The sequence below is a fragment of the Halorubrum salinum genome, from assembly GCF_024494575.1.
GTDB lineage: Archaea > Halobacteriota > Halobacteria > Halobacteriales > Haloferacaceae > Halorubrum > Halorubrum salinum.
Genome location: NZ_JANHDO010000001.1, coordinates 828,083 through 852,876, shown reverse-complemented (window position 1 = coordinate 852,876; position 24,794 = coordinate 828,083). Strand labels below are relative to the sequence as shown.

The 24,794-nt window shown below is 59.1% G+C and carries 25 protein-coding genes and 1 pseudogene; 10 read left to right on the top strand and 16 right to left on the bottom strand.

Annotation, left to right across the window (positions count from 1 at the left end; all coding sequences use genetic code 11):
* The first annotated feature begins 36 nt into the window (after window positions 1–36).
* A complete protein-coding gene (locus tag NO930_RS04585) occupies window positions 37–1,245 on the top strand; it encodes a YeeE/YedE family protein (RefSeq protein WP_256402647.1) in 1,209 nt (402 codons plus the stop codon).
* A gap of 120 nt (window positions 1,246–1,365) precedes the next feature.
* Complete coding sequence (locus NO930_RS04580) at window positions 1,366–2,538, top strand: tubulin/FtsZ family protein (protein WP_256402646.1); 1,173 nt, start codon at window positions 1,366–1,368, stop codon at window positions 2,536–2,538.
* A 59-nt stretch (window positions 2,539–2,597) separates the two neighbouring features.
* On the opposite strand, the gene NO930_RS04575 is transcribed toward NO930_RS04580, so the two are convergent.
* From NO930_RS04575 to NO930_RS04560, 4 genes are all read right to left on the bottom strand, one after another.
* A complete protein-coding gene (locus NO930_RS04575) occupies window positions 2,598–2,936 on the bottom strand; it encodes a cupin domain-containing protein (RefSeq protein ID WP_256402645.1) in 339 nt (112 codons plus the stop codon).
* A 106-nt stretch (window positions 2,937–3,042) separates the two neighbouring features.
* Complete coding sequence (locus NO930_RS04570; protein WP_256402644.1) at window positions 3,043–4,749, bottom strand: YcaO-like family protein; 1,707 nt, start codon at window positions 4,747–4,749, stop codon at window positions 3,043–3,045.
* 99 nt (window positions 4,750–4,848) lie between these two features.
* The gene (locus NO930_RS04565) at window positions 4,849–5,511 is read right to left on the bottom strand and encodes a sensor domain-containing protein (protein WP_256402643.1); all 663 of its coding nucleotides are present in this window, start codon (window positions 5,509–5,511) and stop codon (window positions 4,849–4,851) included.
* Window positions 5,512–5,610: 99 nt separating this feature from the next.
* A complete protein-coding gene (locus NO930_RS04560) occupies window positions 5,611–5,922 on the bottom strand; it encodes a zinc ribbon domain-containing protein (protein ID WP_256402642.1) in 312 nt (103 codons plus the stop codon).
* A gap of 137 nt (window positions 5,923–6,059) precedes the next feature.
* On the opposite strand from NO930_RS04560, the gene NO930_RS04555 reads away from it, so the two are divergent.
* Window positions 6,060–6,404 (top strand): DUF5802 family protein, encoded by a 345-nt coding sequence (locus NO930_RS04555; protein ID WP_137784525.1) that lies wholly within the window; start codon window positions 6,060–6,062, stop codon window positions 6,402–6,404.
* Window positions 6,405–6,435: 31 nt separating this feature from the next.
* Here the strand turns inward: NO930_RS04555 and NO930_RS04550 are convergent, their stop codons facing one another.
* The gene (locus NO930_RS04550; protein WP_256402641.1) at window positions 6,436–7,764 is read right to left on the bottom strand and encodes a bifunctional metallophosphatase/5'-nucleotidase; all 1,329 of its coding nucleotides are present in this window, start codon (window positions 7,762–7,764) and stop codon (window positions 6,436–6,438) included.
* On the opposite strand from NO930_RS04550, the gene NO930_RS04545 reads away from it, so the two are divergent.
* Window positions 7,741–9,054: a tyrosine-type recombinase/integrase gene (locus tag NO930_RS04545; RefSeq protein WP_256402640.1), complete on the top strand. Its 1,314-nt coding sequence runs from the start codon at window positions 7,741–7,743 to the stop codon at window positions 9,052–9,054. The two genes, NO930_RS04550 and NO930_RS04545, sit on opposite strands and share 24 nt — an antisense overlap.
* On the opposite strand, the gene NO930_RS04540 is transcribed toward NO930_RS04545, so the two are convergent.
* Window positions 9,048–9,251, bottom strand: coding sequence for a hypothetical protein (locus tag NO930_RS04540; protein ID WP_256402639.1), 204 nt, complete (start codon window positions 9,249–9,251; stop codon window positions 9,048–9,050). The genes NO930_RS04545 and NO930_RS04540 overlap by 7 nt on opposite strands.
* A gap of 720 nt (window positions 9,252–9,971) precedes the next feature.
* Here NO930_RS04540 and NO930_RS04535 point away from each other — a divergent pair.
* On the top strand, window positions 9,972–10,577 hold the full coding sequence (locus tag NO930_RS04535; protein WP_256402638.1) for a hypothetical protein: 606 nt from the start codon (window positions 9,972–9,974) through the stop codon (window positions 10,575–10,577).
* A gap of 364 nt (window positions 10,578–10,941) precedes the next feature.
* On the opposite strand, the gene NO930_RS04530 is transcribed toward NO930_RS04535, so the two are convergent.
* From NO930_RS04530 to NO930_RS04515, 4 genes and pseudogenes are all read right to left on the bottom strand, one after another.
* Window positions 10,942–11,268 (bottom strand): hypothetical protein, encoded by a 327-nt coding sequence (locus NO930_RS04530; protein ID WP_256402637.1) that lies wholly within the window; start codon window positions 11,266–11,268, stop codon window positions 10,942–10,944.
* A 119-nt stretch (window positions 11,269–11,387) separates the two neighbouring features.
* Window positions 11,388–12,683: a bifunctional DNA primase/polymerase gene (locus tag NO930_RS04525; protein ID WP_256402636.1), complete on the bottom strand. Its 1,296-nt coding sequence runs from the start codon at window positions 12,681–12,683 to the stop codon at window positions 11,388–11,390.
* A 671-nt stretch (window positions 12,684–13,354) separates the two neighbouring features.
* On the bottom strand, window positions 13,355–14,251 hold the full coding sequence (locus NO930_RS04520; RefSeq protein ID WP_256402635.1) for a hypothetical protein: 897 nt from the start codon (window positions 14,249–14,251) through the stop codon (window positions 13,355–13,357).
* A gap of 1,286 nt (window positions 14,252–15,537) precedes the next feature.
* Window positions 15,538–15,774: pseudogene (locus tag NO930_RS04515) on the bottom strand (bifunctional metallophosphatase/5'-nucleotidase); the annotation flags it as partial.
* Window positions 15,775–15,993: 219 nt separating this feature from the next.
* Between NO930_RS04515 and rpl7ae the strand changes: the two are divergent.
* Genes rpl7ae through ndk form a run of 4 tightly spaced genes read left to right on the top strand, consistent with a single transcriptional unit; the run spans window position 15,994 to window position 17,253 of the window.
* Entirely contained in the window at window positions 15,994–16,356 is a 363-nt protein-coding gene (gene rpl7ae / locus NO930_RS04510) for a 50S ribosomal protein L7Ae (protein ID WP_049983023.1), read from the top strand.
* Window positions 16,357–16,362: 6 nt separating this feature from the next.
* A complete protein-coding gene (locus NO930_RS04505; RefSeq protein ID WP_004046478.1) occupies window positions 16,363–16,587 on the top strand; it encodes a 30S ribosomal protein S28e in 225 nt (74 codons plus the stop codon).
* Between the two features lie 3 nt (window positions 16,588–16,590).
* Window positions 16,591–16,779, top strand: coding sequence for a 50S ribosomal protein L24e (locus NO930_RS04500; RefSeq protein ID WP_049983024.1), 189 nt, complete (start codon window positions 16,591–16,593; stop codon window positions 16,777–16,779).
* The gene (ndk, locus tag NO930_RS04495; RefSeq protein ID WP_049983025.1) at window positions 16,780–17,253 is read left to right on the top strand and encodes a nucleoside-diphosphate kinase; all 474 of its coding nucleotides are present in this window, start codon (window positions 16,780–16,782) and stop codon (window positions 17,251–17,253) included. It abuts the gene before it with no gap.
* A 207-nt stretch (window positions 17,254–17,460) separates the two neighbouring features.
* On the opposite strand, the gene NO930_RS04490 is transcribed toward ndk, so the two are convergent.
* The 3 genes from NO930_RS04490 to NO930_RS04480 form a co-directional block, all read right to left on the bottom strand.
* Window positions 17,461–18,756 (bottom strand): PQQ-like beta-propeller repeat protein, encoded by a 1,296-nt coding sequence (locus tag NO930_RS04490; protein ID WP_256402634.1) that lies wholly within the window; start codon window positions 18,754–18,756, stop codon window positions 17,461–17,463.
* 93 nt (window positions 18,757–18,849) lie between these two features.
* Complete coding sequence (locus NO930_RS04485; RefSeq protein ID WP_137784376.1) at window positions 18,850–19,530, bottom strand: carbonic anhydrase; 681 nt, start codon at window positions 19,528–19,530, stop codon at window positions 18,850–18,852.
* A 64-nt stretch (window positions 19,531–19,594) separates the two neighbouring features.
* Complete coding sequence (locus NO930_RS04480; protein ID WP_255511580.1) at window positions 19,595–19,729, bottom strand: hypothetical protein; 135 nt, start codon at window positions 19,727–19,729, stop codon at window positions 19,595–19,597.
* A gap of 236 nt (window positions 19,730–19,965) precedes the next feature.
* Here NO930_RS04480 and eif1A point away from each other — a divergent pair, with 236 nt between their 5' ends.
* Window positions 19,966–20,250, top strand: coding sequence for a translation initiation factor eIF-1A (gene eif1A / locus NO930_RS04475; protein WP_049983028.1), 285 nt, complete (start codon window positions 19,966–19,968; stop codon window positions 20,248–20,250).
* A 63-nt stretch (window positions 20,251–20,313) separates the two neighbouring features.
* On the opposite strand, the gene NO930_RS04470 is transcribed toward eif1A, so the two are convergent.
* The 3 genes from NO930_RS04470 to NO930_RS04460 form a co-directional block, all read right to left on the bottom strand.
* Complete coding sequence (locus NO930_RS04470; protein WP_137784694.1) at window positions 20,314–20,928, bottom strand: hypothetical protein; 615 nt, start codon at window positions 20,926–20,928, stop codon at window positions 20,314–20,316.
* The gene (locus tag NO930_RS04465) at window positions 20,861–21,187 is read right to left on the bottom strand and encodes a hypothetical protein (protein ID WP_256402633.1); all 327 of its coding nucleotides are present in this window, start codon (window positions 21,185–21,187) and stop codon (window positions 20,861–20,863) included. Before NO930_RS04465 ends, NO930_RS04470 begins: the two co-directional genes overlap by 68 nt.
* Before the next feature lie 317 nt (window positions 21,188–21,504).
* Window positions 21,505–24,672: an adenosylcobalamin-dependent ribonucleoside-diphosphate reductase gene (locus NO930_RS04460; RefSeq protein WP_256402632.1), complete on the bottom strand. Its 3,168-nt coding sequence runs from the start codon at window positions 24,670–24,672 to the stop codon at window positions 21,505–21,507.
* Window positions 24,673–24,794 lie beyond the last annotated feature (122 nt).

Genomic DNA, 24,794 nt, shown 5'->3' with positions numbered 1-24,794 from the left:
GCGTCGCTTTACGTGCGGGACCGGTGTGCTCGGGTAATGCTGCTCTCGCCCGTCGCCTACGTCGCCGTCTCGGTCGCGGTTGGGCTCTCGTTCGGCGTCCTGTTACAGAAGGCGCGGTTCTGCTTCGTCAGCGCCTTCCGCGATTTCGTCGCGTTCAAAGACACGCGGGTTCTGAAGGGGTTGCTCGCCGGAATCGCGGTGATGACCGTGTTCTGGAGCCTGCAGGCCACGTTCGGCTACTTCCGCGGTTTCTGGACGCCAGCGTGGGGGCTCGGCTCGCTGTTCGGGGGGTTCGTCTTCGGCCTCGGGATGACCCTCGCCGGCGGCTGTGCGTCCGGGACGTTGTACCGCGCCGGACAGGGATACCTCCAGTTCTGGCTCGTGCTCCTGTTCATGTTCGTCGGCTACGTCCTCTTCGCGTTCGCGTTCCCCGTCGCCGAGACGTACTACTTCCAGACGCTGAACCCGTTCGACGGACGAACGCTGTACCTCTCGTCGCCGCTCCCGCCGGCCGTTACCGGCGCGCTCGCCGTCGCCGTCGGTACGCTGGCGTACGCGTTCGTGAAGGGGCGAAGTCAGCTCCCCGACGACCCGTCCGGCGGCTCGGGCGTCGCGTCCGACGCGCGAGCGCAGGCGTCGGTCGGCGGCTCGCGCCTGCTCTCGTCGGTGGCGCTCGGTCTTCGCGGTATCGCCGACGGCACCGTCGCGTACCTCCGCGGGTTCCACGAGGACGACCGACCCGTGAAGGTCCGCCTGCGCGACTCGTGGGACGCCCGGACCGCGGGCGTGGCGATGGCGCTCGTCGCGAGCCTCTGGTTCGTCGTCCACGGCCACTGGGCGATCACCGGCAGCGAGGCGCGCTGGGCGGGGTATCTCCTGTCGGCCGTCGGCTACGACGTCGCGAGCGTCGACTACTGGGGCTCCGTGCTGTTCCGCGACGGCAACATCTCCGTCACCATCGACATGGTGATGATCGCCTCTCTCGTCGTCGGCTCCTTCGTCGCCGCGTACGCCTCCGGCGACTTCCGGGTGCGGAAGCCGAAGCTGAACCGCGTCCCGAACTACGCAGTCGGCGGGCTCCTGATGGGCGTCGGCTCGCGGCTCGCGGCCGGCTGTAACATCGCGAACCTCTTTTCGGGGGTCGCGCTGTTGTCCGTCCACTCCTTTCTGGCCGGCGCGGGGATCATCCTCGGCGTCTACGCGATGACTCACTACATGTACCGCGAGGTCGGCTGCGCGATCTGAGTGTACCGCGAAGTCGGCTGCGCGATCTGAGTGTACCGCGAACGGCCACCGCCCGATAAGGTAGTTCACCGTTCTACCCTTTATCAGACTGCGACGCGTATCGAAATGCGGTATGTTCACATGAAACTCGCATTGATCGGGGTCGGACAGGCAGGTGGGAAGGTACTCGATGCGTTTCTGGCGTACGACGCCCGGACGGGCGCGGACATCGTTCGCGGGGCGATCGCCGTCAACACGGCGACGTCGGATCTCGGGGGGATCGAGACGCTTCCCGAGGAGCGACGGATCCTCATCGGGCAATCGCGCGTGAAGGGCCACGGCGTCGGCGCGGATAACGAACTGGGTGCCGAGGTCGCCGACGAGGACATCGGCGAGATTCAAGGGGCCCTAGACTCGGTTCCGGTCCACGAGATCGACGCGTTCCTCGTCGTCGCGGGGCTCGGCGGGGGAACGGGGTCGGGGGGTGCGCCGGTGATCGCAAAGCACCTCAAGCAGATCTACACCGAGCCCGTCTACGGGTTGGGAATTTTACCCGGAAGCGACGAGGGAGGGATATACAGCCTGAACGCCGCGCGGTCGCTCAAGACGTTCGTCGACGAGGTGGACAACCTCATGCTGTTCGACAACGACGCGTGGCGAACGTCGGGAGAGTCCGTCGGTGAGGGGTTCGACGCGATCAACGAGGAGTTGGTGCAGCGGTTCGGCGTTCTCTTCAGTGCCGGTGAGGTGACCAAGGGGAGCGACGTCGCAGAGAGCGTCGTCGACTCCTCGGAGATCATCAACACGCTCAAGGGCGGTGGCATATCCTCGGTGGGGTACGCCGAGGTCGAGGTGGACGAGCCGGAACGGAACGGACTGCTCTCCCGGCTGCGGGGTGACGCCGCCGACGACGTCGATAGCACGGAGACGCTCACCCGCATCACGAGCCTCGTTCGAAAGGCGACGCTCGGCCGACTCACCCTCCCGTGCGAGGTGAACGGGACGGAGCGGGCCCTCCTCGTCGTCGCTGGCCCGCCGGAATACCTCAACCGGAAGGGAATCGAGCACGGCCGCAAGTGGCTCGAAGAACAGACCGGATCGATGGAGGTTCGCGGCGGGGATTACCCCCGGCGGGGGAGGGGGACCGTCGCGGCGGTCGTGCTACTCGGCGGCGTCACGAACGTCCCGCGGGTGAAAGAACTCCAGCAAGTCGCGATCGAGGCCCAGCAGAATATCGGTGAGATCACCCACGACAGCGATACCCGTCTCGCGGCGTTGCTGGACAGCGACGGAGAGTTGGAGTCGCTGTTTTGATGTCGAGCCCGTCTCGTCCCGTCCCGTCTCGTGGTCGCCCCGCGGGCGACGCGGCCGAGTCACTCCTGCCAGTCGGGGTTCGCCCGCGGCGGCGCGAAGATGTCGTAGCCGACGACGGTCTCGTCGCCGCGGTTGAGCGCGGCGTGCGGCTCGCCGCCCGGGATGACGTACGTGTCGCCGGGCTCGACGACGAGGTCCTCGCCGTCGACGACGAACGTGGCCGTTCCCTCGGTGACCACGCCGATCTGCTCGTGGTGGTGGTCGTGCTCGGGCACCTTCTCGCCCGGCTCGATCACGAACCGCTGGATGCTCGTCTCCTCGCCGACGGCCCCCTGCGTGAGGAAGACACCCTTCACGGCCTCGGTCGCCTCGACGTCCGCGTCTGGTATGACGTCCATGGTTTCCGGGCGACCGCGAGCGGCTTAAACCGGGGGGATGGGGCAAGCTGTGGGGATGGGGCAAGCCGTGAGGAGGAGAAACGCCGCCATCCGATCCCCGCCCGCCTCACGGGAACGGATGGTACTCGTTGTCGAGATCCGGCTCGAACCCCATCGACCGCGGGACGTCGCTCGCGCGGTCACCGAAGAACGGCTCTCCCGTGAAGAGCGGCTGTGCCCCGGGGACGAGCACGCGGACCGCCTCGAATCCGAGCGCGGCCAGGTCGCGCGTGGTGACGCGCGCGACGTACGGGTCGAGGCCGACCGCCTCGACGCGCTCGACGACGGCCGACAGCTCCGCCTCCCCCGACGCCGTCTCCTCCCCGATCGACGCGGCCGGGACGGTCGTCTCCGGGTCGAAGAACGCCCGCGTCTCCGCTGGGAAGTCGGCGTGCCGGCCGATTGCTGCTCCCTGCTCGGCGGCGGTCTCCTCGCCCATCGACCGGAGTTCGGTCCAGTTCTGGAGCGCCTCCGCGAGCGCGCTCCGCGCGGCGGCGGCCGGGTCGAGGTCGGCTCCGGAGCCGGCGGCGAACCGCGGCCAGTCGCCCTCGCGGTGGACCCCCACGGCGACGACGGGCACGTCGACGTCGGTCGTCACGAGGAGCGGCGTCACGGCGAGCGACTCGGCGCGGGCGCGCTTCTCGAGTTCCGCGAACTCGTCGTCGTCGACCGCCAGTCCCAGCGGGTCGGCCGTCGAGTACCAACTGGTCATCGTCGCGTCGCGCTCTATCACCTCGTAGAGCCCCGACAGCGCCGCCTCGGGGCCGGTGTTCCCGAGTCCCAGTCCGGTCGTGATCGCCGGGCGGTATCGGTTCTCCGGGGGAGGAAAGTGGACGAACTCCGCCGGGAGGCTCGCCGTCTCGCCCGTCGAGAGGTGCTCGCCGATCGCCCACGGGAGCCAGTCGTCGCGGGCGTATTCGGCCGCGTCCTCGGGGCGGACGAACGCGTCCGGGGAGACGGGGTTCGGGACGTTCGCGGCGGCGGCGCGCGTGAACGCCTCCTCGCGGTAGACCCCGGCGGCGTAGCGCTCCAGCCCCTCGCCGAGCGCCTTCATGAACGCGGCGTCCCAGCCCGCTGCGACGCCCCCGCCGAACTCGGCCGCGCGTTCGTCTGAGAACGGGGTCGTGTCGGCGACGCGAGCGACGTAGTACGGGACCGGGAACGACGCCTGTTCTCCCACGTCAGCGATCGGCCCGACCCTGGAATCGACCGCGCGCTCGGCGGCGTCGAGCGCGGCCGAGAGCGACCGCCCCTCGCCCTCCCGCGGGAGCGCGTCGCCCGGATCGTCGCCACAGTCGCATCCGGGGACGGGCAGGAGCGTCCGCTCGCCGCCGGACGCCTCCCCGCCCGACACCTCGACGACCGTGTCCGCGACCGGGTCCCCGGAGAGCCGGCGGACGACGCGGCGGCCCGCCAGCGCCCCGGCGTACCGGACGGCCGACCGCGTTCCGCGCGTCTCTGTCGCCGGCTCGGCGTCGCCGCTCGCCACGCGCGCACGGAGGCAGTCGTAGCAGGTCGTCTCGAAGACGGTCACCGCGGCGTCGACCGCGTCGAGCGGAACGCCGCCGACGCCGCCGACCTCCACCGCGACCCACCGATCGAGACGGGCGTTCGCAGCCGCGAACGTCTCAGACCCCGCGGTGTCGACGACGACGGCGAGGTCGAACCCGTCCAGCAGGCCCGCCTCGACGGGCATCACGTTCACGTCGACGTCGCCGAGCGCGGCCTCGACCGCGTCGACCGCCGGCCCCTCGCCGACCAGTCCGATGTCCATACCTGCCCCGACGCGACAGGGAGAAAAAAAGCCGCGGGTGGTTCCGGAGTGGTGCTGGGGACCGGACGAGCGGGCGCGGGACGGGACGATCCCGCGCGGTCACGCCGCCTCGCCCGCCGTGGACCGGCGCTGATCGCCGAGCAGCGCGACCGCCATCCGGCGGGCCGCGTACGCGATGACGTTCGCGACGTGGAGCGCGACGAGCACGCCGACCGCTCCGAGCGGCACCGCGATCAGGGCCTCGGGGAGCGTGTCGATCGCCCACGTGACGGGCTCGCCGTTCACCTCGCCGAACTCGACGTCGTACGGATACCGGAGCGGTGCGGCCACGAGCGGGAGGGCGTTCGCGAGGAGGTACACCGGCGCGAACGCGAGCAGGGCGAGCCAGAACTTCAGCGAGAGAAAGCCCAGGCTCCGCCACGTCGACGGCGCGTCGACGTACCGCCTGAGTCCCGCGAGCGTCCCACCCCCGCCGTCCGAGAGGTCGTCTGGGCGCGGCAGGTCGGTCCCCAAGAGCGCGTTCGCGAGAGACCGCTCGACGCCGGCGAGCAGCCGAGCCCCGATCAGCGTCGCGAACAGGAGCGCGAATCCGACCAGGACGACCGAAAGCACGAGCCCGAACCCGACGCCGACGGTCACGAGCGCCGAGTAAACGAACCCGAGCGGGACCGCGATCAGGAGGTACAGGAGGTTCCGATACGTCTTGCCGTCGGCGGCGACGCCGATCACCGGGACCGTAGAGAGGGGTCGGAGGGAGACCATAGACGGTCGGAATCGCATCGGGGAGCGGGATAAATCGGTCGGCCGAAGCGACGGCGCGGCGGCGCGCGGCGGCCGCGTCCACCGCGTCGAGAAGGCGTCTCAGCCGATGAAAAAGTCGATGGCGTTCCCCGTCGACTGTCCCTTGTACAGCTCCGAGTAGCCGCAGTTCGCACACGAGACGACCTGGAACTTGCGGTTCTGTACGTCGAACATCTTGGTGAGTCCGGTGCCGCTCGTCGCGATCTCGTCGACCTCGGTCTCCGCGCCGCCGCACTTCGGACAGCCGCTCGTGCCGTCGCCGAGTCCCGCGGCCTCCGGGTCGGCCCGGTCGTCGGACTGATCGATCGCGTTCTCCGCGTCGTTGCCGAAGACGGAGTACTCCGTCTCGTCGTCGTCGTTCTGGGAGGGCATCGTCGGGTGCCTCTCCGGCCACGGATAAACCTCTTGTGACCGCTCGTGTGACGCGGCGCGGAACCGCGACTCGACCGTCGCCGCGTCGAGCCCGGCAACACTTATTACGCATCGTGCCAGACGTTACCATGCATAGAATGTTCGAGCGATTTTCGAGCGGCTACTACCTGGGGGAACTGTACGTGGAGCCCCACGACGGCGAGCGGGCCGTCATCCAGCGGGTCGACCACGAGCGCGTCAACGAGCAGCTGTACGCCGACGGCGAGGGAGTAGAGCGACTCGACGCGCCGCTCGTGATGAAACTCGACGGCGGCCACATACCGGTCACCGGAGACGACGACGTGCCGAGCGGGACGCTCGCGCTCCCGCGAGAGCTCGCCGACGAGGCCCTCCCGGACCGTCGGAACGTGCTCTTGGCCGACGCCGACCGCGCAGAAACGCTGCTCCGGTGGGAGGGTTGGGAGCCGTTCGCGAACGCGTGAGCTCGGAACCCCGTCACGACGCCCCCGCTCGCTACCGGTCCCCGCCGGTGATCGCCGACGCCGGCCGCCGACCGCGGATCTCGATCCGACCCTCGATGGCGGGGTCGATCCCCTCCGCTCTGGCGTACGCGGCGAGCGCCTCGTACTGGATCGGGCCCTCGTCGACTCGGTGGCGCTGCGCGAGCGTCGGGAACTCGTGTTCGGAGTGCAGCAGATACTCCGAGACGGCCACCGTGTACCGCCGCTCGGGGTCGATCGGCTCGCCGCCGACGGTCGCCTCCAGAACCAGGTCGGCGTCGGCGTCCCAGACCACGCGCGCGTTGGCGACGTGCCCGTGCCACCAGTCGTCCTCGCCGAAGTCGACGTCCGGCGCGGCCATCTCGCGGAACACGTCGTGAAGCTCCGCGCCCGTCACGGAGGCGAGTACGACCGGCTCCTCGAACGGGATCAGGCTGATCAGGTCGGCCTTCGTCACCGCGTCCGCGAGCGGGTCTCCCTGCCGGAGCCCGCCGGCGTTCGACAGACCCACGTCGGCGTCGAGCGCCCATCGGAACGCGTCGGCGACGAAGTTTCCGGCCCGGCACTCCCCGCCGTGGACGACCGGTCCGGACCGCTCTATCGGCTCGTTCACACGGTCGACCACCTCGCCGAGGTCGGCCGCGGCCATCCGCTCTTCGAGGGCGGCCGCGAGCCCCTCGACCGGGTCCGCGCCGTCCGGTTCGTGGAGCGTCGCGGTCGGAACGCCGGTCGCGGTGCCGCCGTTCCCGAACTCGACTTCCGCGACCGACTCGCCGTTGACGCCGGGGCGGACCAACCGCGTGCCCGCGACGACCTCGTTGCGGCGGCTGTGGACGTGGCCGCCGAGGACCGCGTCGACGTCGAGTTCGCGGGCGAGGTCGTCGTCGCCCGCACCGAGGTGCGAGAGGACGACCGCGTGATCGATCGGGGGTGCAGCCGCGCCGTCCTCGCCGTCGGCGACCGGTCCGTCCCTGTCGTCGGCGATCGCCGCTCGCATCTCGGCGATCGCGTCGCGGGCGGCGGTCACGGGATCGTCGAAGGACAGGTCGGCGGCCATCGGGTTCAGCGAACTCGTCGCGGGGTCGGTGACGCCGACGAACCCGATCGTCGCGTCTCCGACCGCGAGCGTCGTCCACGGGACGGCCCCCTCGCGTCGGCCGAACGGCTCCCCGTCCTCGTCGCGGACGTTCGCGGAGACGAAGGTGGCAGGGGCGTCGGCGACGAGTCCGCGGAGCGCGTCGGGCCCGTAATCGAACTCGTGAATATGTTGAGTAACACGTTCGGAAAATATATCTAATTCGCGCTTAGAATGGACAATATGGCTAACGATAGCCCGCGACATGACTATGAGGTAGCCCGCGAGAGGCTAACGAAACGCAAAGAAGAGGGTAAACTACCTACAAAGGACTATGAGCTAATAATTGAATTTCTAGACGCTTTCGACAATCAGGTTCAGAGCCATAGCCCACCGGCGGGAGAGTCTAGCAAAGAGCCGTCTACTTTGAAATCGTATTGTAGTAGATTCACATGGAGTTCAGTTAGGCTCCAAGATTCGACGTTAGCAGAGGCTACTACTGAACAAATAAATGAGCTAATGTCTCAACACTTGTCCGGCGATAATCCTGAAATCAAAGACGGCGGATATGCTGATTCTACAGTAAGATTGTATCAATCGGCCTTGAGAAGCTTATACAACTACCACGAGGATCTTAACGTCGAACCAGAGGAAATCACCTTAATCGATTCACCGGATAGCAAAGTAGACGAACGGGATATGTTCACGTCGGACGAAATTCAAGAGCTTAGAGAAAATTGTCCGAACCCTCGTGATAGATGTCTTCTAGAACTACTGATTAACACCGGACAAAGAATCAGAGCGATCCAAACTCTCCGAATAAAAGACGTGAATCTTGAAGAGGGTATATTCTACCTGAATGATTCTGTAGACGGTTTGAAACACGCAGAGGGTAAACGTCCCCTCCTTGGAGCGAAAGCCTCTGTAAGAAGGTATATGGACTATCACCCATGTCCGAACGATCCGGACGCTTATCTGCTAACTAATATCCATAATCATAATCCAGATACTGAACCCGGTGATATGCTCCATAGGGGGACGCTTAGACGACGACTTAAGAAAATCGGTGAAAATGCTGAAATCAGTAAACCCATGAATCCGCATAATTTCCGACATTATTTTGTTACTATCGCTAAGAAACGATATGGGTTAGATAACGATCAAATTCGCTGGCTAATCGGACATGGACCGGATAGTTCAGTTATGGAATCGACATACAGCCATTTGACTGACGACGATCGGATAAAGACTGTAGAAATTGATTCTGGATACCGTGAACCCGAAGAAGAGGATAGTCCATTAACACCGCCGGTTTGTACCATATGCGGTGAACCGTTAGAAAACGACGATGTGGCTTGTTCAGTCTGTGGTATGATGTATACACCGGACGCAAAGGCTACCCAAGAACAAATAGAGGAATCAATGTATGAAGCGAAAGGAGAGGTGGAAAATGAAGAAGAAGAATCGTTAGATACTGTTAAAGAGCAAATGCTTGAAGAAATCACGAGTGATCCTGAACTAATGAAAGCGTTAGCAAAGGAGGTTAAGGATCAATAAGCAAATACACTCTCTTTTGTTTCTGACGGTTCAGAGATACCGCTAATCGATTCTTTCGGCTCATTCGTTGTATCCCCTTTGTCCATGTCGAAACGCTCTAAGATCGTCTGTGCTATCCATGATGCACTACAATCAGCATTAGCTACAACCCGAAGATCCTCTTCATACTCCTTTGCTTTCTCTTCTAAATCACTCATCTATTTGCGCCTTCGAGCATACTAAATAAATGGCTTTCGTGAGTCGTGTTACCAAAACAGAAAAAGACGCCAAGACCCTCCTACCTAACATGGGCCTTGTATTATCCCCCAAGGCCTTGGGTCATGTCTAAGCCGGCTTGAAGAGAGGGAAGAGGCTTGTTTTATCGCCCGAGTGTTCGGACGAAAGGACAGAAATCTTGCCCTTGCACCATTTTGTACCTGCTAACTTAAGTATTTGTTCATTTCTTTTGGATATTTTTGGACAAAAAGGCACTTCTAACTCCCTTCATTTCGTTTTGAGATTTTGATATATCTGATTTTTGGCTTAAATAAGTCTAAAGATAGTATTTAAAGGGGGATTGAGGCGATACGTCGCTCCGGTGGATTTTGGGGTAGGGTATTCTATATCCCCTGAAAATGACTGTTTCAGAGAGTCAACCCGCCATTTTTACAAATTATTACCCATTAATAAAACCCAATAATAACGATAACAACACTTTGAATCCCCTAACAGTACGGATCTATATTCTGAAATAGAAAAATAACGAATAGTAATTAAAATAGAATATAGCAGATAGAAGCTCTGAAACGTAAAAATATCCGGAGAGCATACCAAACGAACCCCCATTGTGTTATCAGGCTCTCTTCATGCGATTTTGGCAATAATGTTGCGCTTTTGAAGCCATAGTATTTTAGTAGTGATTAATCTTAGTTACCTACATGACTATTTCAGAGGATGAGATTGTATCTGCGTTAATTGAATATCACAAACAATCAACCGAAGAGTTAGATAATACGGAAGATATTGATTATAAATGTAAAGTATATCCCGAAGCGCATTATAATCACTACGGAAATCGTGGAGTTGCGGATTTATATATTGAAACAAAATCTGAACTTGGCGACGGGAGTTGTTTTGTGTATGAAATTAAGTCTGAATCTGCTATTCGTGGATCTACAGGGGCTAATGAGATTATACGACAATTCAATAAAATGAGAGAATATTTTTTCAAAGACGAATCTTATGAACCGTATCACCATACTACATTTGAGTTATGTTTTACACCCACAGAATACAATCTAAACCATATTTACGATAATCTTAGCATTTATCAATCAAATGTCGAACAAGATATTTCAGATTTGAGTGTAGAGCGAACAAATACTATAGTCACTACCCGTATCCCGGACCCTGAAAATATAACACCAATTCTGTTTAGCAGCCCTAATCTCTCTCCGGAGCATAGAACCCCCTTCAAAAAATACGCCAAGAAAAGTAATTCAGATATATACGAACGGTGTAAATCGTTTTTTGACAGGTTGTAGTGCCTAGATCACTACACCATATAACAGACTTAATCCAATACTCAAAAATCCGAAGCTCAGAGCCATAGGTATCAGACTATTACCAAAATCCCTATCACCGAAAAACACGGTATAGCAGAGTATTGAACCGAATAATAGCAAAGTCGCTCCAAGTCCAAAGCCGATAGAAGATAATGCTGATACAATCATAGATACCCCTCATCCTCCAAGAATTTGCCAAGTGCTACCTCAACTAGCATTTTCTCATTATAATTTTTGTCGTAAGTATAATCCTCAAAAGAATCAATAAGATCCTCATCCTGAATAGCACAGCGAATTAGTTTAATGTCGGTTCCATCGTCGTTATTGTTTACTGATAAACTCATTAGTAATCAAATACAGATTGTTCGTCCTTACAGATAGGACAATAATATTCGTCGTTCTTTGCGTCAAACATGGGTTCAGTACCACATTGATGGACAATATCGTAAGTCCATTTGTCGTCTATACTGCTATCCTGAACAATCTCTAAGTCGTCATTGAGGTAGTAGGTAGCAGTATCTTTCAGCCTATCACATACCCTCTCTCTTACCCTATCCTGAATATCCAAGTCCATGATTTCAAAATTGACGTGAATAGCTGATACGCTGAACCCGTCCGGTCGATCCTCATCGATTTCTTTAGCTACTTCACGGTAATCTAGTTCACTCATGATAGGGGGTATATAAAGGGTCGAAAATTGTTCTCTCTAAACGACCGATAGACGCTTTCTCTAAGCACTTTAGAAAAAAGCGCAACATTATGGGACATGTATTATAGTGTTTACTTATACTATACATTATTATACACTAACTTAGTAGGTTCATAGTTATCAATCAATTCGTTAAGTGTATCCAGATATTCTTTATCGATTCTCTTATTCTCATACACACAATTGGACTTTCTATTAATTATATCTTTCTGAACTAATGTTTGTAAAGCGTGTTGGATCGTTCGTTCTTTATAAGAATCCACCGAATCACTTTCGGCTTTTACTAATCTTCCCTGTAATTCATTTACAGTAACAGTTTCGTTCTCATGGATTTGTTTTGCTAATTGGTTCCATAGTGTGAAAGAAATACCCGTCGTATAGTATGGTCTATTGATATAATCTTCAATATCTGTTATCACGTCTTTCGCATGGTGTTTGTTCAATTCGTATTTCAAAGGCTCTTCGCGCCAATTGGGTAATTCGTTTTCAAAAATATACTGAACCATTTTCGTATCAGCATGGAAATACCATGCGACGTAAGAGCGTAACTGTAGTTCACCCTTAGAGCGATCTTCATAGTTTCCATACCATAGCTCTGCTACCTCTTCATTCTGTAGCATGGTATCCAGTCGTTCTAGGTAAGAGTCGTTACCCGGTATATTGTTCTCAAAGTATTCTCTGTGATCGAAAGAGTCGGGTATAGTATCGATTTCTACAGCTGTAGGAGCGTTTTCGCTCTGGTTAGTGCTATCACTCTCACTCTTTTCAGAAACGGGTATATGGGTCAATAGCTGTTTTACACTATCAATCCCGACTGTAGGAGCTTCGGGGTTAGTCTCTAATTCATCGTATTGGTGATTGTCGTCAATCTTTGAAGGTGGAACCAAAGCATATCCCGACGTAAGAAGCTCAAGATCGTGTTTTTCACCTTCAAATGTCACTTTTTGTTTGAATTGGTCCAAATGCTCATACGCATCTTGTGTGACTGTTAGCAGATTATTGTCTCCGCCCGATTGACTATCCCAAGAAGCTACTGCTAGTTTCGAGATTGACTGTAGAAGATTATCAGGTATATCACCGTAACTCTCCTTGTCGAAACAAACAGTATAGCCTCGTTCAGTCTCAATCCCTAATCTGATACCGATATTACGATGTCGAGATAACAGAAAGCCGATCTCATTTGCTGATTTGAGCTTATCAGAATTATCCCAATTCTTGAACCCGGCTTTTTCGCCCGGTCTTACTGAATTGAATACCGGGGTTTCACCGAATATTTCTAGATATTTCTGTATTTGTGAATCAATGCGCCGATTAACACCGAAACCTTTTTCTTTACAGGTAGATAAATATGAATTGTAAGTTTCCATAACTTCCATCTCCCGGATTGTGTTGGTACCACAATCCGTTTTAATTTACAAAATATCGTTAGATACTTCGACCGCATTCAAACATTCGTTCAGAGCTTACGTATATTAATTTGTATCTTCAACTTAATAAAGCTTTTTAAAGACGATAATACAATATTGGGTAGAAATACTCTCCGATGAAGGATCGTGTACATTAGTGAATATATTATCTCATCGTCAAATGACCAATTTTATTGAAGATAAATCAAAAGTTTTAACTTATTTGGCTGTTTAGATGAACATGACCCACTTAATAAAAACCAAATTGCCCGGTGGGTCACTTTCATTCATATCCTAGTGGTAATACCGTAAGTCGGTATCCTCTCCAAATTGTGATATATCGACAATCACCGTAACGGTTCCCTCCAAGTCGTTGTGAGAGTATCCAATAAGCTCCTTATCGCTCTTTAGATCCTCCTTTATCTCATCTAAGTGAGAGTCGTCTACAGTCGATGTAAAGTAGGAGTCTGTGGTAACTATGCTCATTTTGTTAGATAATTTTTAAAGCCGCGATTGAAGTCACAACTTGGACAATCAGTTACGATTGTCATACATATCTTAGCGTCTCCAAGAAAAGAGAGATTAAGATCGTCGTTAGTCACCTCAATATCAGTCTGGCATCTTGGACAATCAGCCATGATTCAATCCTCACTAACAACCGCTATAACTGTCGAACCTGAATCTTCGACAAGTTCAACCGATCCGGTCCAATTGGGTTCATCCTCTGGATTACGAAGAGCCTGTTTAAGCTCTGAATCTTGGGTCGTTACCCGCTTTGAGTTTGGTCCGACACTCTCATACATTGTATCTTCACGACTTTGCTCTAAATCCTCAACAAAATCGTACCAGTATGGCTTAGATTCTCCTTTCTCTCTCCAAGCCTCAAGTCCCTTATCAAGCTCTTCAATTTCATTAGAAGGATCGTTAATCTCGGGTTCAGACTCATTCAGCATTGATTCATACTTCTTATCCACCTCTGCTAACGATTTTTGAAGCTCTTCTTCATCGACTGTAGAACTAGAGTCGTCCGACATTACCCTCTGCATTTGTTCACCGGTCATGTTCTTCATTTTCTTGTCTAGCGCCGGATCACGGTATGCCTCCTTGAGCCGTTTCTTTTCTAGCTCCTTCTTGTTCTTAGCGACTTCTTTGTTATGCTTTCGCACACCTTCGCGGATATTTTCCCATACCTCATCTATGTCCTTTTCAGGCTCTGAATCGCCCGTTAAGGTTCTCTTCTTTTCCTGTAGCTCTTCAATTTCCTCATCTGTAAAGAACTTTTCAAGCCGATCCGAAGATAAAGAATCCGTCTTTACTTTGATAAATCGCTCTTCTTCATCTAACTCCCGAATCTTCCCACCTTCTTCAAGTTCTACTACTACCTCATCCTCTGAAAGTTGAGCCTCTTCTAAATCCTCGTGCGAACTAAGCTCTGCTACTCCCGTGGATCGTCCGTTACTGCTACCTTCGGGAGTAATGATATTGTTATTTCGTCCGGTTCTCTCTGCCTTACAAAATCCCGCTCCTTGTGTCGTCATATTAAATCAATCCTCATTTACTTCATTTTGCTTATCTAACAATTCCTCTTTAACCAGAGAGTCATAGCTACTATGGCCTAATTTGGCCTTGAGAATCTGTAGCTCTTGTCTAGTATCGGGTTTTACCGAAACCGCCGTATATGATTCAGCCATGCTTACAACGTAATTTAGTATCTACAAAGGTTTAAATCTTTATAATTAATCCGAATATATTTGAGGATTCTAAACTCTGAACCCCTACAGTTTGGAGATACAGGATTTCTATATTGTTTATTTGGGCAAAAAGGTAAAAATATACTATGAGTAACAATTAAATCAATCAGATGATGTTACAGAATGTCAGAGGCATACGGTCCCGGCTTTTGTGTTCACAGATATTTTTCTCATAAATTTTAGCAGAGGTTTTTGCCGGTTTTATTGCAATGCAATATTTCGACAAACTTTGAAAGTCCATTTTTGAATTTGCCTAATACAGAGCCTCTAAAGGGTGTTAAGTCGGCTTATCGTTCACAAGTTGATATATACAGTCTTTCAGGGTGATTTTGAGCTTCAAATATCCGCCCCTTTTGCTCCTAATATTTGACATAAGATAGCTGAAAATAATCAAAGTCATCAACTTATGGACAAAGTTAGTAAAGTTCTGCTAATACTTTGAAGAAGTTAATCAATAAGCAAAAGAATTGATAAATTGTCTAATAATTGTCTCACTCTCTGCTATTGTCTTAGTCTCCTATCTCTTAACGATCCTCTCAATCTCTTAGAGAACAAAGCTCTGTGTCTTCTAAGCGATTCTTACCCTAAGAGGATACAAACCACTTACAGAATAGAAGAGTCTCTAATTGTTACTGCTATGTGCTTTGTATGAGGATAGAAGAGAAATGAGTCTATCAGCTAGGTTCAGAATGAGAAATGAGTCTGATTGTAGCTGGATAACGATCTATCCCCTCCTACCCTACCCTCCAATTGCATCAAACAGGGTTCGACCGACTTTGAGCTAATCACCCTATCTTGTGTTATCCTTATCAACACAACAGACGTAATTATCCTAACTCTCTGAAATATTATACTATCCTCATATCTTGTAGGCTATTTTTCGGTTAACAAAGTATAGATATAACCATAATCCCCCCGCCGTATGGTGATTTTAGGGTGAAACCGAAAACCATCCTACAATCCTAGATTCCAAGTATTATCTAGAATTGTGGTCTATATCGTATCTTGTCCTTTGAGAAAGGACATTATTAGCAGAGCCATTCAGGGGGTATTCTGTTTTCCGAACGGGTAGTGTGACCTATCTCGTGATTGCCGAACGTGTCGAGCGCCGTGTCGGTCGCGGCGTAGAAGTCGATGATCTGCCGGCCGGTCGCGACGAGCGAGAGGACGCCGGGCGCAGTCGTGTCGCCGGTCGCGACGACCGCGGCGTCGGGGCCCGAGAGCGCGCGGATCCGTCCGGCGAGGCGGGCCGCTCGCTCGGGGACGTCGAAGACGTTCTCGATGTCGGAGTAGTGGACGAGACGAGCCATTCGCTGATCGAGCGAAAGGGAGAGCGGCGCTTAAAAAGCGCGGAGCCGGCGAACGGAGGGTGATCCCCGGTCGCACACCCGCGAGATATTGAAAGCGCTTTTATGGATGTCCGGATTACGTCGGGTCACAGCCTCTGTGGGGTTGATGATGTGCCGTTCCGTTAGGGACCGACCACGGGACGGACACGCGAGCCCACACGGAGGAGAGGAGACCAACATATGCCCGTTTACGTAGACTACGAAACCCCAGCCGACCTCGCCGAGCGATCCCTTGAGGCGCTCGAGGTCGCCCGAGACACCGGTACCGTGAAGAAAGGAACCAACGAGACCACGAAAGCCGTCGAGCGCGGCAACGCCGACCTCGTCGTCGTCGCCGAGGACGTCTCCCCCGAGGAGATCGTGATGCACCTCCCCGAACTCGCCGACGAGAAAGGTATTCCGGTCGTCTTCGTCGACACCCAAGACGAGGTCGGACAGGCTGCCGGCCTCGAGGTCGGCTCGGCCGCCGCCGCCGTCGTCGACGCCGGCGACGCCGACGACGACGTCGAGGACATCGGCGAGAAGGTCGCGGAGCTTCGATAGTCACCCATGAGCGCAGAAGAGGGCACCGGCGACTCCACCACCGCCGAGGTGATCGAGGTCGTCGGCAAGACCGGGATGCACGGCGAGGCCATGCAGGTCAAGTGCCGCATCCAAGAGGGATCGAACCAGGGCCGGATCATCACCCGGAACGTCCTGGGCCCCGTCCGCATGGGCGACGTGCTCCAGCTCCGGGAGACCCAGCGCGACGCAGACTCCATCGGAGGCCGATAACCAATGGTCGAGACACGCACCTGCGACTACACCGGCGAAGAGATCGAGCCCGGCACGGGCACGATGTACGTCAAGAAGGACGGCCAGATCCTCCACTTCGTCGACTCGAAGGCGGAGAAGAACTACCTCCTCGGCCGCGAGGCCCGAGACCTCGAGTGGACCGAGGAAGGACACAATCAGGGTGGCGAGTAGATGAGCCACCACGACGAGCGCACCTTCGTGATGGTGAAGCCGGACGGCGTGCAGCGCGGTCTCATCGGCGAGGTCGTCTCGCGGTTCGAGGACCGCGGGCTGAAGCTCGTCGGCGGGAAGTTCATGCAGATCGACGAGGACCTCGCGCACGACCACTACGGCGAGCACGAGGACAAGCCGTTCTTCGACGGCCTCGTCGAATTTATCACCTCCGGACCGGTCTTCGCGATGGTCTGGGAGGGCGCAGACGCGACTCGACAGGTCCGTGCGATGGTCGGAGAGACCGACCCCGCCGAGTCCGCCCCGGGAACGATCCGCGGCGACTTCGGACTCGACCTCGGCCACAACGTGATCCACGCGTCGGACCACGAGGACGAGGGCGCGAACGAACGCGAGATCGACCTGTTCTTCGACGAGGACGAACTCGTCGATTACGGCCTCGACACCGCCGCGTGGGTGTACGAGGACGAGTAACGCGGCGACCGTTCGACCGGTTCGATTTTCGAACGCCTCGACCGCATACCGAGAGGTATCGCAGCGATAACACACCGTATTTCCGGTGAATTATCATCGTCTATCCTACGCGGTCACCGGATCTGCCATCTGTGATCGGTTAAAAAGACCACACTTCACTCTCTCGTCTGCCTCCTCCACACCTCACCAGCGTCCCCTCCTCCACACTCACGGAAGCCGGAGCGCGTTCCGTGCGCCGGCCGATCTGTCGCTCACGTCGACTGCGACCGCCTTCCCGGTCTCCGTCACGACGACGAGTTCGTCGGTTCCGTCGTCCGTCACGTCGGCGAACTGCGGGCTCGCGTACACCACCGCATCGACGCTTCCCCGAGCGGTGACGCCGCCGTTCCGGTTCAACACGAGCAGTTCCCCCTCGCGGTTTATCGCCGCTGGGTCGGCCTCGTCGTCGCCGTCGACCGCGCCCAGAGACGGCGCGTTCACGCGGGTGTCGCCTCCGTACTGCTGTTTCCACGATACTTCGCCGTCGAGGAGACTGACCGCCCAGACGCTGCCGGAGCCGCTGACGTAGACGCGTCCCGGCCCGGCGTCCCCCACCGCGACCGGGAGGTCCTGAAGCCCGATCTCGTACCGAGTCGAGCCGTCGGCGACCGACAGCGTCTCCAGATTGCCGTTCGTTCCGCCGAGCGCGAGGACCGGGCCGTTCTGACTGTCCGCCTGCCGCCAGCTCAGCGGCGTGACGCCCGGTGTGGCCGTCCACTGCACGTCGCCGTCGGCGTCGAGCAGTCTGACCGAGTTCTCCTCGCCGCCGGCGGTGGCGACGGCGACGCCGTTCGTCGCACCGTCGCCGCTCGCGCCGTTCCCGCCGAAGTCGATGGCCAGCGGTCGGCGCTCGATCGGCGCGCCGACGTCCGTCTCGAAGACCGGATCGCCGCCGTCGTCGACGACGAGGACGCCGCCGCTCGTCGAGACGGCGACGACCTCGGCGTCGCCGTCGGCGTCCACGTCGCCGATCGCGGGACGGGCCCCGCTCCGGCCGCCGACGTCCACGGCGAACCGCTCGGAGCCGTCACCGGCGTTGAAAACGACGAGCGACCCCGAATCCGTGGTGAGCGCGACGATCTGTTCGCCGCCGAGCGTACCCGTAACGAGCCCGCTCGTCTCGATCGCCTCGACGGCCTCGCCGCCGTCACCGTCCGCAGATACCGCGCCGCCCCCGGTTCCGGCCCCGACCGGCGACGTCCACTCCACGCCGCCGCCGACGGCGGTGGCCCGCACCGACCGAGTGCCGTTCACGGCGACCGACTGCAACACGAGCGGGTCGCCGTCCATGGTGGCGACGACTGCGCCGCTGCCGTCGTCACCGGCCACGGGGTCCGATTCCCAGATCACCTCGGCTTCTGTCGCGCCGTCGTCGACGCCGACGAACGCGAAGAGCGCGACGCCGACGCCGGCCGCACCGCCGGCGAACAAGATGAGACTCGCGAAGAGCACGCGCCGGTCCATTGGAGTGGGGTTCGAGCGGCGGCGGCATACGGCTGTCGGATGCGACGCTCCGTCGGACCGCCGGTGTGAAACTTCGAGGCGGGATCCGGCCGCTCACAATAGGGTGGAGACGCGGTCCGCGTGCGAGTCGTCGACGAGACCGCGAAGCCGATCGACCCCACCAGTGCCGTTGGCGTTCACGAGGTAAGTCGTCCCATCTCGGTCACCGTACGCGCCGTGGAAGTCGTAGACGAACCCGTACACGTCGGCGTCGCCGGCCGCGTCGCTTCCGCCGACGAGTGCGACCTGCTCGTGGACGTTGTACTCGACCAGTTGGTTTCTGACGCTGGCGGCGGCGGTCTCGGACACCGCCGCGTCGAGTCCCCGCTGGACGATCGGGAGGAGGTCCTCGACGTCGGATCGGACGCCGGGATCGGCCGGAAGCGTTCCACCTCTCGCCGCGTCGAGGGCCGCCCCGACGGCCCCGCATCCGGTGTGTCCGACGACGGCGACGACGTCCGTGTCGGTGTGACGGAGGGGATACGCGAGGCTGCCGGAGAGCACCCGCTCTCCGTCGACGACGGCGGTCACGCGGTTCCCGATGTTACCAACGGTGAAGAGATAGCCGGGAGCCGCCTCCCACATCCCCTCCTGTGAGACTCGGGAATCGGAACAGCAAACGGAGACGACGGGCGGGCGCTGCCCGTCACGGTGTACCGAGAGTGCGTCGGCGCCGAGTGACGCGACGTGGTCGTCGTTGCGGTCGAGTAGGTCGACGAGAACCCGACGACTCATGCGGACCGACTCGCGGTCGTGAGTGAAAAGCGGCCGGGCCGGAGCGAGACGCGGCGGCGAGGCGTCACACCACGAGACCGACGGCTTGGATCACGAATCCGACGGCGAAGACGGCCAGCAGGGCGACCGTCGCGATCACGACCGCGGGAGCGAGGGCCTCCTCGTTGTCGTCGAGGACGATGGACTCCATATCTTTCATGCGAAGGGGATCGGTGCCGCGCGGTTTGAACGCTTCGCTCGTCTCTCCGCACGGAATGGTCCAACGGCGCGCAGTCGAGCGACCGCGGTGAGACTGGTCCGCCGGAGCCGTCGACTCGCGCGCGCTGCGGTCGGAGGCGACGCTCGGACCGCGAACGACCGCGCGTCTGTGTACCACATGAGGAACGCGCACACGCGTCTCCCATGACTTATACGGTCGACCGTCTTACTCACTGTATGAGCGAAGAATCCGGGCGTCGGAACCTCCGAATGCCCAACGACGACGAAGTGTTCGCCGTGGTGACGGAGCACCTCGGCGGGAACCACGTCCGACTGCGCTGTGTCGACGGCGAGACCCGTATGGGCCGGATACCCGGCCGCATGAAATACCGCACGTGGATCAGCGAGGGCGACGTCGTGCTCGCAGAACCGTGGGACTGGCAGGACGAGAAGGCGAACGTCGAGTGGCGCTACACGGAGGAGGACGCCGACCAACTCCGTCGCGAAGGTCACATCCAGTAATCCCGCTGACGCGGGCCGAGGCGTCTGTCGAAGCCGTCACGTGCCGACCGGCCGGGCGACCGGTCAGGTGTACAGGAGCACGACGACCACGACGAACAGTATCTCTCCGCCAACTAGCAGCAACGCGAACAGCCAGTACCGATACCGCCACACCCACGACGCGGCTCGGGCCCGAACGGCCGTCAGCGACCGCCGGAGCGACCGCGGTTCGGTCGCAGTTCGGTCTCCACCGTAGCGTCGGTCGATCTGCCACCCGTCGTCGGGGTCGTAGGTCGCCGGGACGCGAGTGCCGACAATCTCGTCGACGCCGAGCGGCGAGACGCCAGCCGACTCGAGAAACTCGAGGAACGCCGCCGATTCCGTCAGCGAGCCGTCTCGCGGGGCTGGAAATCGCTCGACGTGCGCCGACCCGCCGTGTGGAGGCCGAAACTCCACGTGAACCTCGGAGCCGGCGGATCGAACCTCGGTCACGACCAACACGCCCGCCTCGTCGTTGAGGTACGCCTCGCGCAGGCGGCGCTGCACCGACTCGTCGACCGGCGATGACGTGACGGCGGTTCCACCGGATCCGTCGGCCTCGCCGGTCCGAACGCCGGCGTGGTCGACGTCTTCACCGCCGGCGTCGCGACCGTCCGATCGCTCGACTGACTGCCCGCCACGGGAGGGCTCTTCGGGCATCGACACGCGCTTCGTGGTCTGAGAGTATAAGCGCGAGGCCGGGGAGCGCCCCCGCCGCCTCCCGGATAAACGAACATAAACAATTATTACATAGCAGTTCGTCGGGGAGAGTGTGCCACCCGTAGTACACGATTAACGCAAGCTCGGAGTCGAACCCGACCGGCGGGCCCGAGTTACCGAGCACGCGCGCGACGACCGACGAGACGGCCGAGACGACGAACACGGGGACGGCGGCAGCGATGTTCGATCCGTCGAGCACGGTCCGACTCCCGAACGGGACCGACCGCTGGAACGCCTACGCCGGCTCCTGTCACGGCGGCGACTGACACGGGGCCGAATACCCTTTTATCCGGAGAGCGGCTACGTGCGACCGGCCGATGACGATGCACCGCCCCGAGCTGCCTCGGCACCAGCGATGACGACCCCTATGAGTGCAGAGGCCACCCGTTTTCACCGATAAAAAAACCGTTTCGCAGTTCACCAGTCAAAACGCCAGTGTCTCCGCGGTCGCGTCTCGATTCTCGCCCGCGAGAACCCGGCGGCCGCCGCCGGATTATCGTGTCGGCGGCGACGAAATCAACACTCAGACCAGCCGCACGACTCGCACGTCTTGCAGCCCTCGGAGTAGTAGAGGTTCATGCCGCCACAGTCGGGACATTCGGGTGATTCGCCCGCGGCGATCAGCTCCTGCATCGCGTCGTCGGACTCGTCCGCCCTGTCGGAACTCGGTCCGTCCGGGACCGCGGTCCCCGTCGGCCCGGCGTCGTCGACCGTCGGCCCGGCGTCGACTGCGCCGCCGTCGGTCTGGCTCGGCGGCTCGGTGGCGGCGTCGGTCCCGACGTCGTCGAGGCTCTGCTGTTGGGGAATTCCCTTGTCCACGTCGTCGTCGAGATACCGCCGGAGCGCGGTACCGATCGCGTCGGGGATCGACTGGATCTGCTCGCCTTTGTCCCACGCGACCTTCGGGCTCCGAGTGCCCTGGAGCTCGTCGACGATCTCCTCGGGGTCGACGCCCGAGCGGAGCGCCGTCGAGATGACCTTCGCGAGCGCCTCCGTGAAGGAGTTGGTGTAGCCGCCGGAGTGGCCGATGTTCGCGAACAGCTCGAACGGTCGGCCGTTCTCGTCCTCGTTGATGGTGACGTACAGCTTGCCGTAGCCCGTCTCGACGCGCTGGGTCACGCCCGACAGCGAGTCCGGACGGGGACTGCGCTCGCTGTAGTCGATCTGCGGCTGCTCGCTGGCTTCGAGCAGGTCCGCGATCTCCGTGTCGATCGCCGCCTGCACGTCCTCGTTGTCGAGGAACGCCTCGATACCGCCGAACACCTCGCCGATCTGTTCGACGATCGTCTCCGCCGCCTCGCTCTCGTCGGCGAACTCCGTGTTCTTCGCGCGCGTCGTGAGCACCTGCTTCGAGCGGGTGCCGTCGCGGTAGACGGTGACGCCCTTCCCGCCGTGGTCGTAGATGTAGCGGTACACCTCTTCCATCTCCTCGGCGGTGGCGTCGTTCGGGAAGTTACACGTCTTCGAGATGGCGGAGTCGACGCCCTGCTGACAGGCGCACTGGACGGCCGCGTGCTGTTTGCCCGAGAGGTCGCCGGTGACGACGAACAGCTCGCCGATGGCGTCCGGCACGGTGTCGAGCCCGTCCACGCCGTCGAACTCGTTTTCGGCCATCTGCGCCTGCGCCTCCTGCTTCACCGCGTCGACGTCGACGTCGTTCTCCTCTAAGGTTCGGAGGAAGTAGTCGTCGAACTCGACGAGCATCTCGTCGCCCTGCACGTCGTCGGAGACGTTCTTGTAGTAGGCGACGTTGTAGATGGGCTCGCAGCCGCCGGTGGTGTTGCCGATCATCGACGTCGTGCCCGTGGGCGCGATCGTCGTCGTGTTGTGGTTGCGGATCGGGAACCCGTCTTCCCACTCGTCGGCGTCGAGTCCGGTGTAGTGTTCGAACCAATCGCGGTGTTCGGTGGGGTTCGCGTACTTCGACTCCTCCCAGTCGTTGAACGTCCCGCGCTCCGTCGCGAGCTCGTGGGAGGTCTGTTTCGACGCGTGGTTGATGTGGGTCATCAGCTGGCGGGCGACCTCGTTGCCCTCCTCGGTGCCGTACCGGATACCGAGCTGGATGTACAGCTGGGCGAGCCCCATGACCCCCAGTCCGATCTTTCGCATGTCCCGGACCTTCTCTTCGATCTTGTCGACCGGGAAGTCCGACATCGTGACGACGTTCTCCAAGAACCGGGTGCCGTAGTCGATCCGCTCGTCGAACTCCTCGAAGTCGATCGCCTCCTGTAAGAACGCCGACATCGCAGCCTCCCGCGAGTCGTACTCGTCGGCGTGTTCGTCGGACCAGACGCGCCAGTCCGGCGCGTCCTGTGCCGCGAGCGTCGAGAGGTTGATGTGGCCGAGGTTACAGGCCTCGTACTCTTCGAGCGGCTGCTCGCCGCACGGGTTCGTCGCGAGGATGCGGTGGTCCGGGTACTCTTCGACGTCGAACGAGTGCTCCTTGTTCACCCGTTCGAGGTAGATGACGCCGGGCTCACCGTTCTCGTGTGCGCCCTCGATCATGTCGTCCCACAGCTCCTGTGCGGGGATCGAAAGCTCCTCGCCGACCTCGACGTGCTCGCCGAGGCCGAACATGTCGTAGATCTCCTTCGTCTCGGGGGTGGCGACGTGCGGCTCCTCCGTGCGGGGGTTGGTGAAGGTGAACTCCTCGTCGTTGTACAGCGCCTCCATGAAGTCGTCCGTGACGCCGACGCTGATGTTGAAGTTCGAGAGGTGCCCCTCGACCGCGTTCCGGAGGTGTTCGGGGACGCGGCCGTCCTCGTCGATGAGTTCGCGCGCCTCCTCTAGGGCGTCCGCGAAAGAGTTGTGCGTGAAGTCGTCGGGGTCGTTGAGCCGCAGCGAGTGGGCCAGCGAGACGTCTTTGTTCTTCGAGTGAATGAACTGGATGACGTCGGGGTGTGAGACGCGCATGACGCCCATCTGCGCACCGCGGCGCGCGCCGCCCTGTGCGATCGTCTCGCACATCTGGTCGAACGTCCGCATGAACGTGATCGGGCCGGAGGCGATCCCGCCCGTGGAGCCGACGGAGTCGCCGTAGGGGCGCAGCTTCCAGAACGCGTATCCCATACCGCCGCCGGACTGGAACACCTCGGCCGCCTCCTTGGCGGTCTGGTGGATGTCCGTGATGTCGTCGCCGGGGGAGTCGACGAAACACGCGGAGAGCTGCTGTAGCTCGTCGCCCGCGTTCATCAGCGTCGGCGAGTTCGGCATGAACGAGAGCGACTCCATCCCGTCGCGGAACCGGTCCGCGGTCGCCTCGACGTGGTCGCGCACGCTGTCGGGGAGCTCGGGGACGACCGTGTCGTACGCGAACTTGTTGACGTTGTGCGCGGTGAGCGTCGTCTCCGCCTCGTCGTCTGCCGTGACGCCCGCGCCGAAGACGTCCTCGGCGAGCTCGTCGCGCCGCGGGTGGTCGGGCTTCAGCTGATCGGGCGTGACGGTGATCTCGACGCCCTGTTTTTCGGCCTCGAAGACCGCCTCCGCGAGCGCGACGTTTCGCGCGACGCGGTCGAACAGCTCTTCGGGGTCCTCGATCGCTTCGCCGTCGGCGTTCTTCCGGAGGTAGCGGGCGGGGAGGATGTTGTGGTAGGCGTTGGCCGTGAGGCGTTCTTCCATCGTCTCGCCCGTGGTTCGTTTGATCGGCAGTTCGAGTTCGTCGGCGGCGACGCCGTCGCTGCTCATTCGACGGTCACCCCGATCGGTCGGTGTGGGATATGAATCATCGTAGTGTTGGTGTACTGGCGAGGCGGACTCTTGTACGTTCGGATGTCCGAACCCGACAGGTGTTTCGGTGGATACGTGTC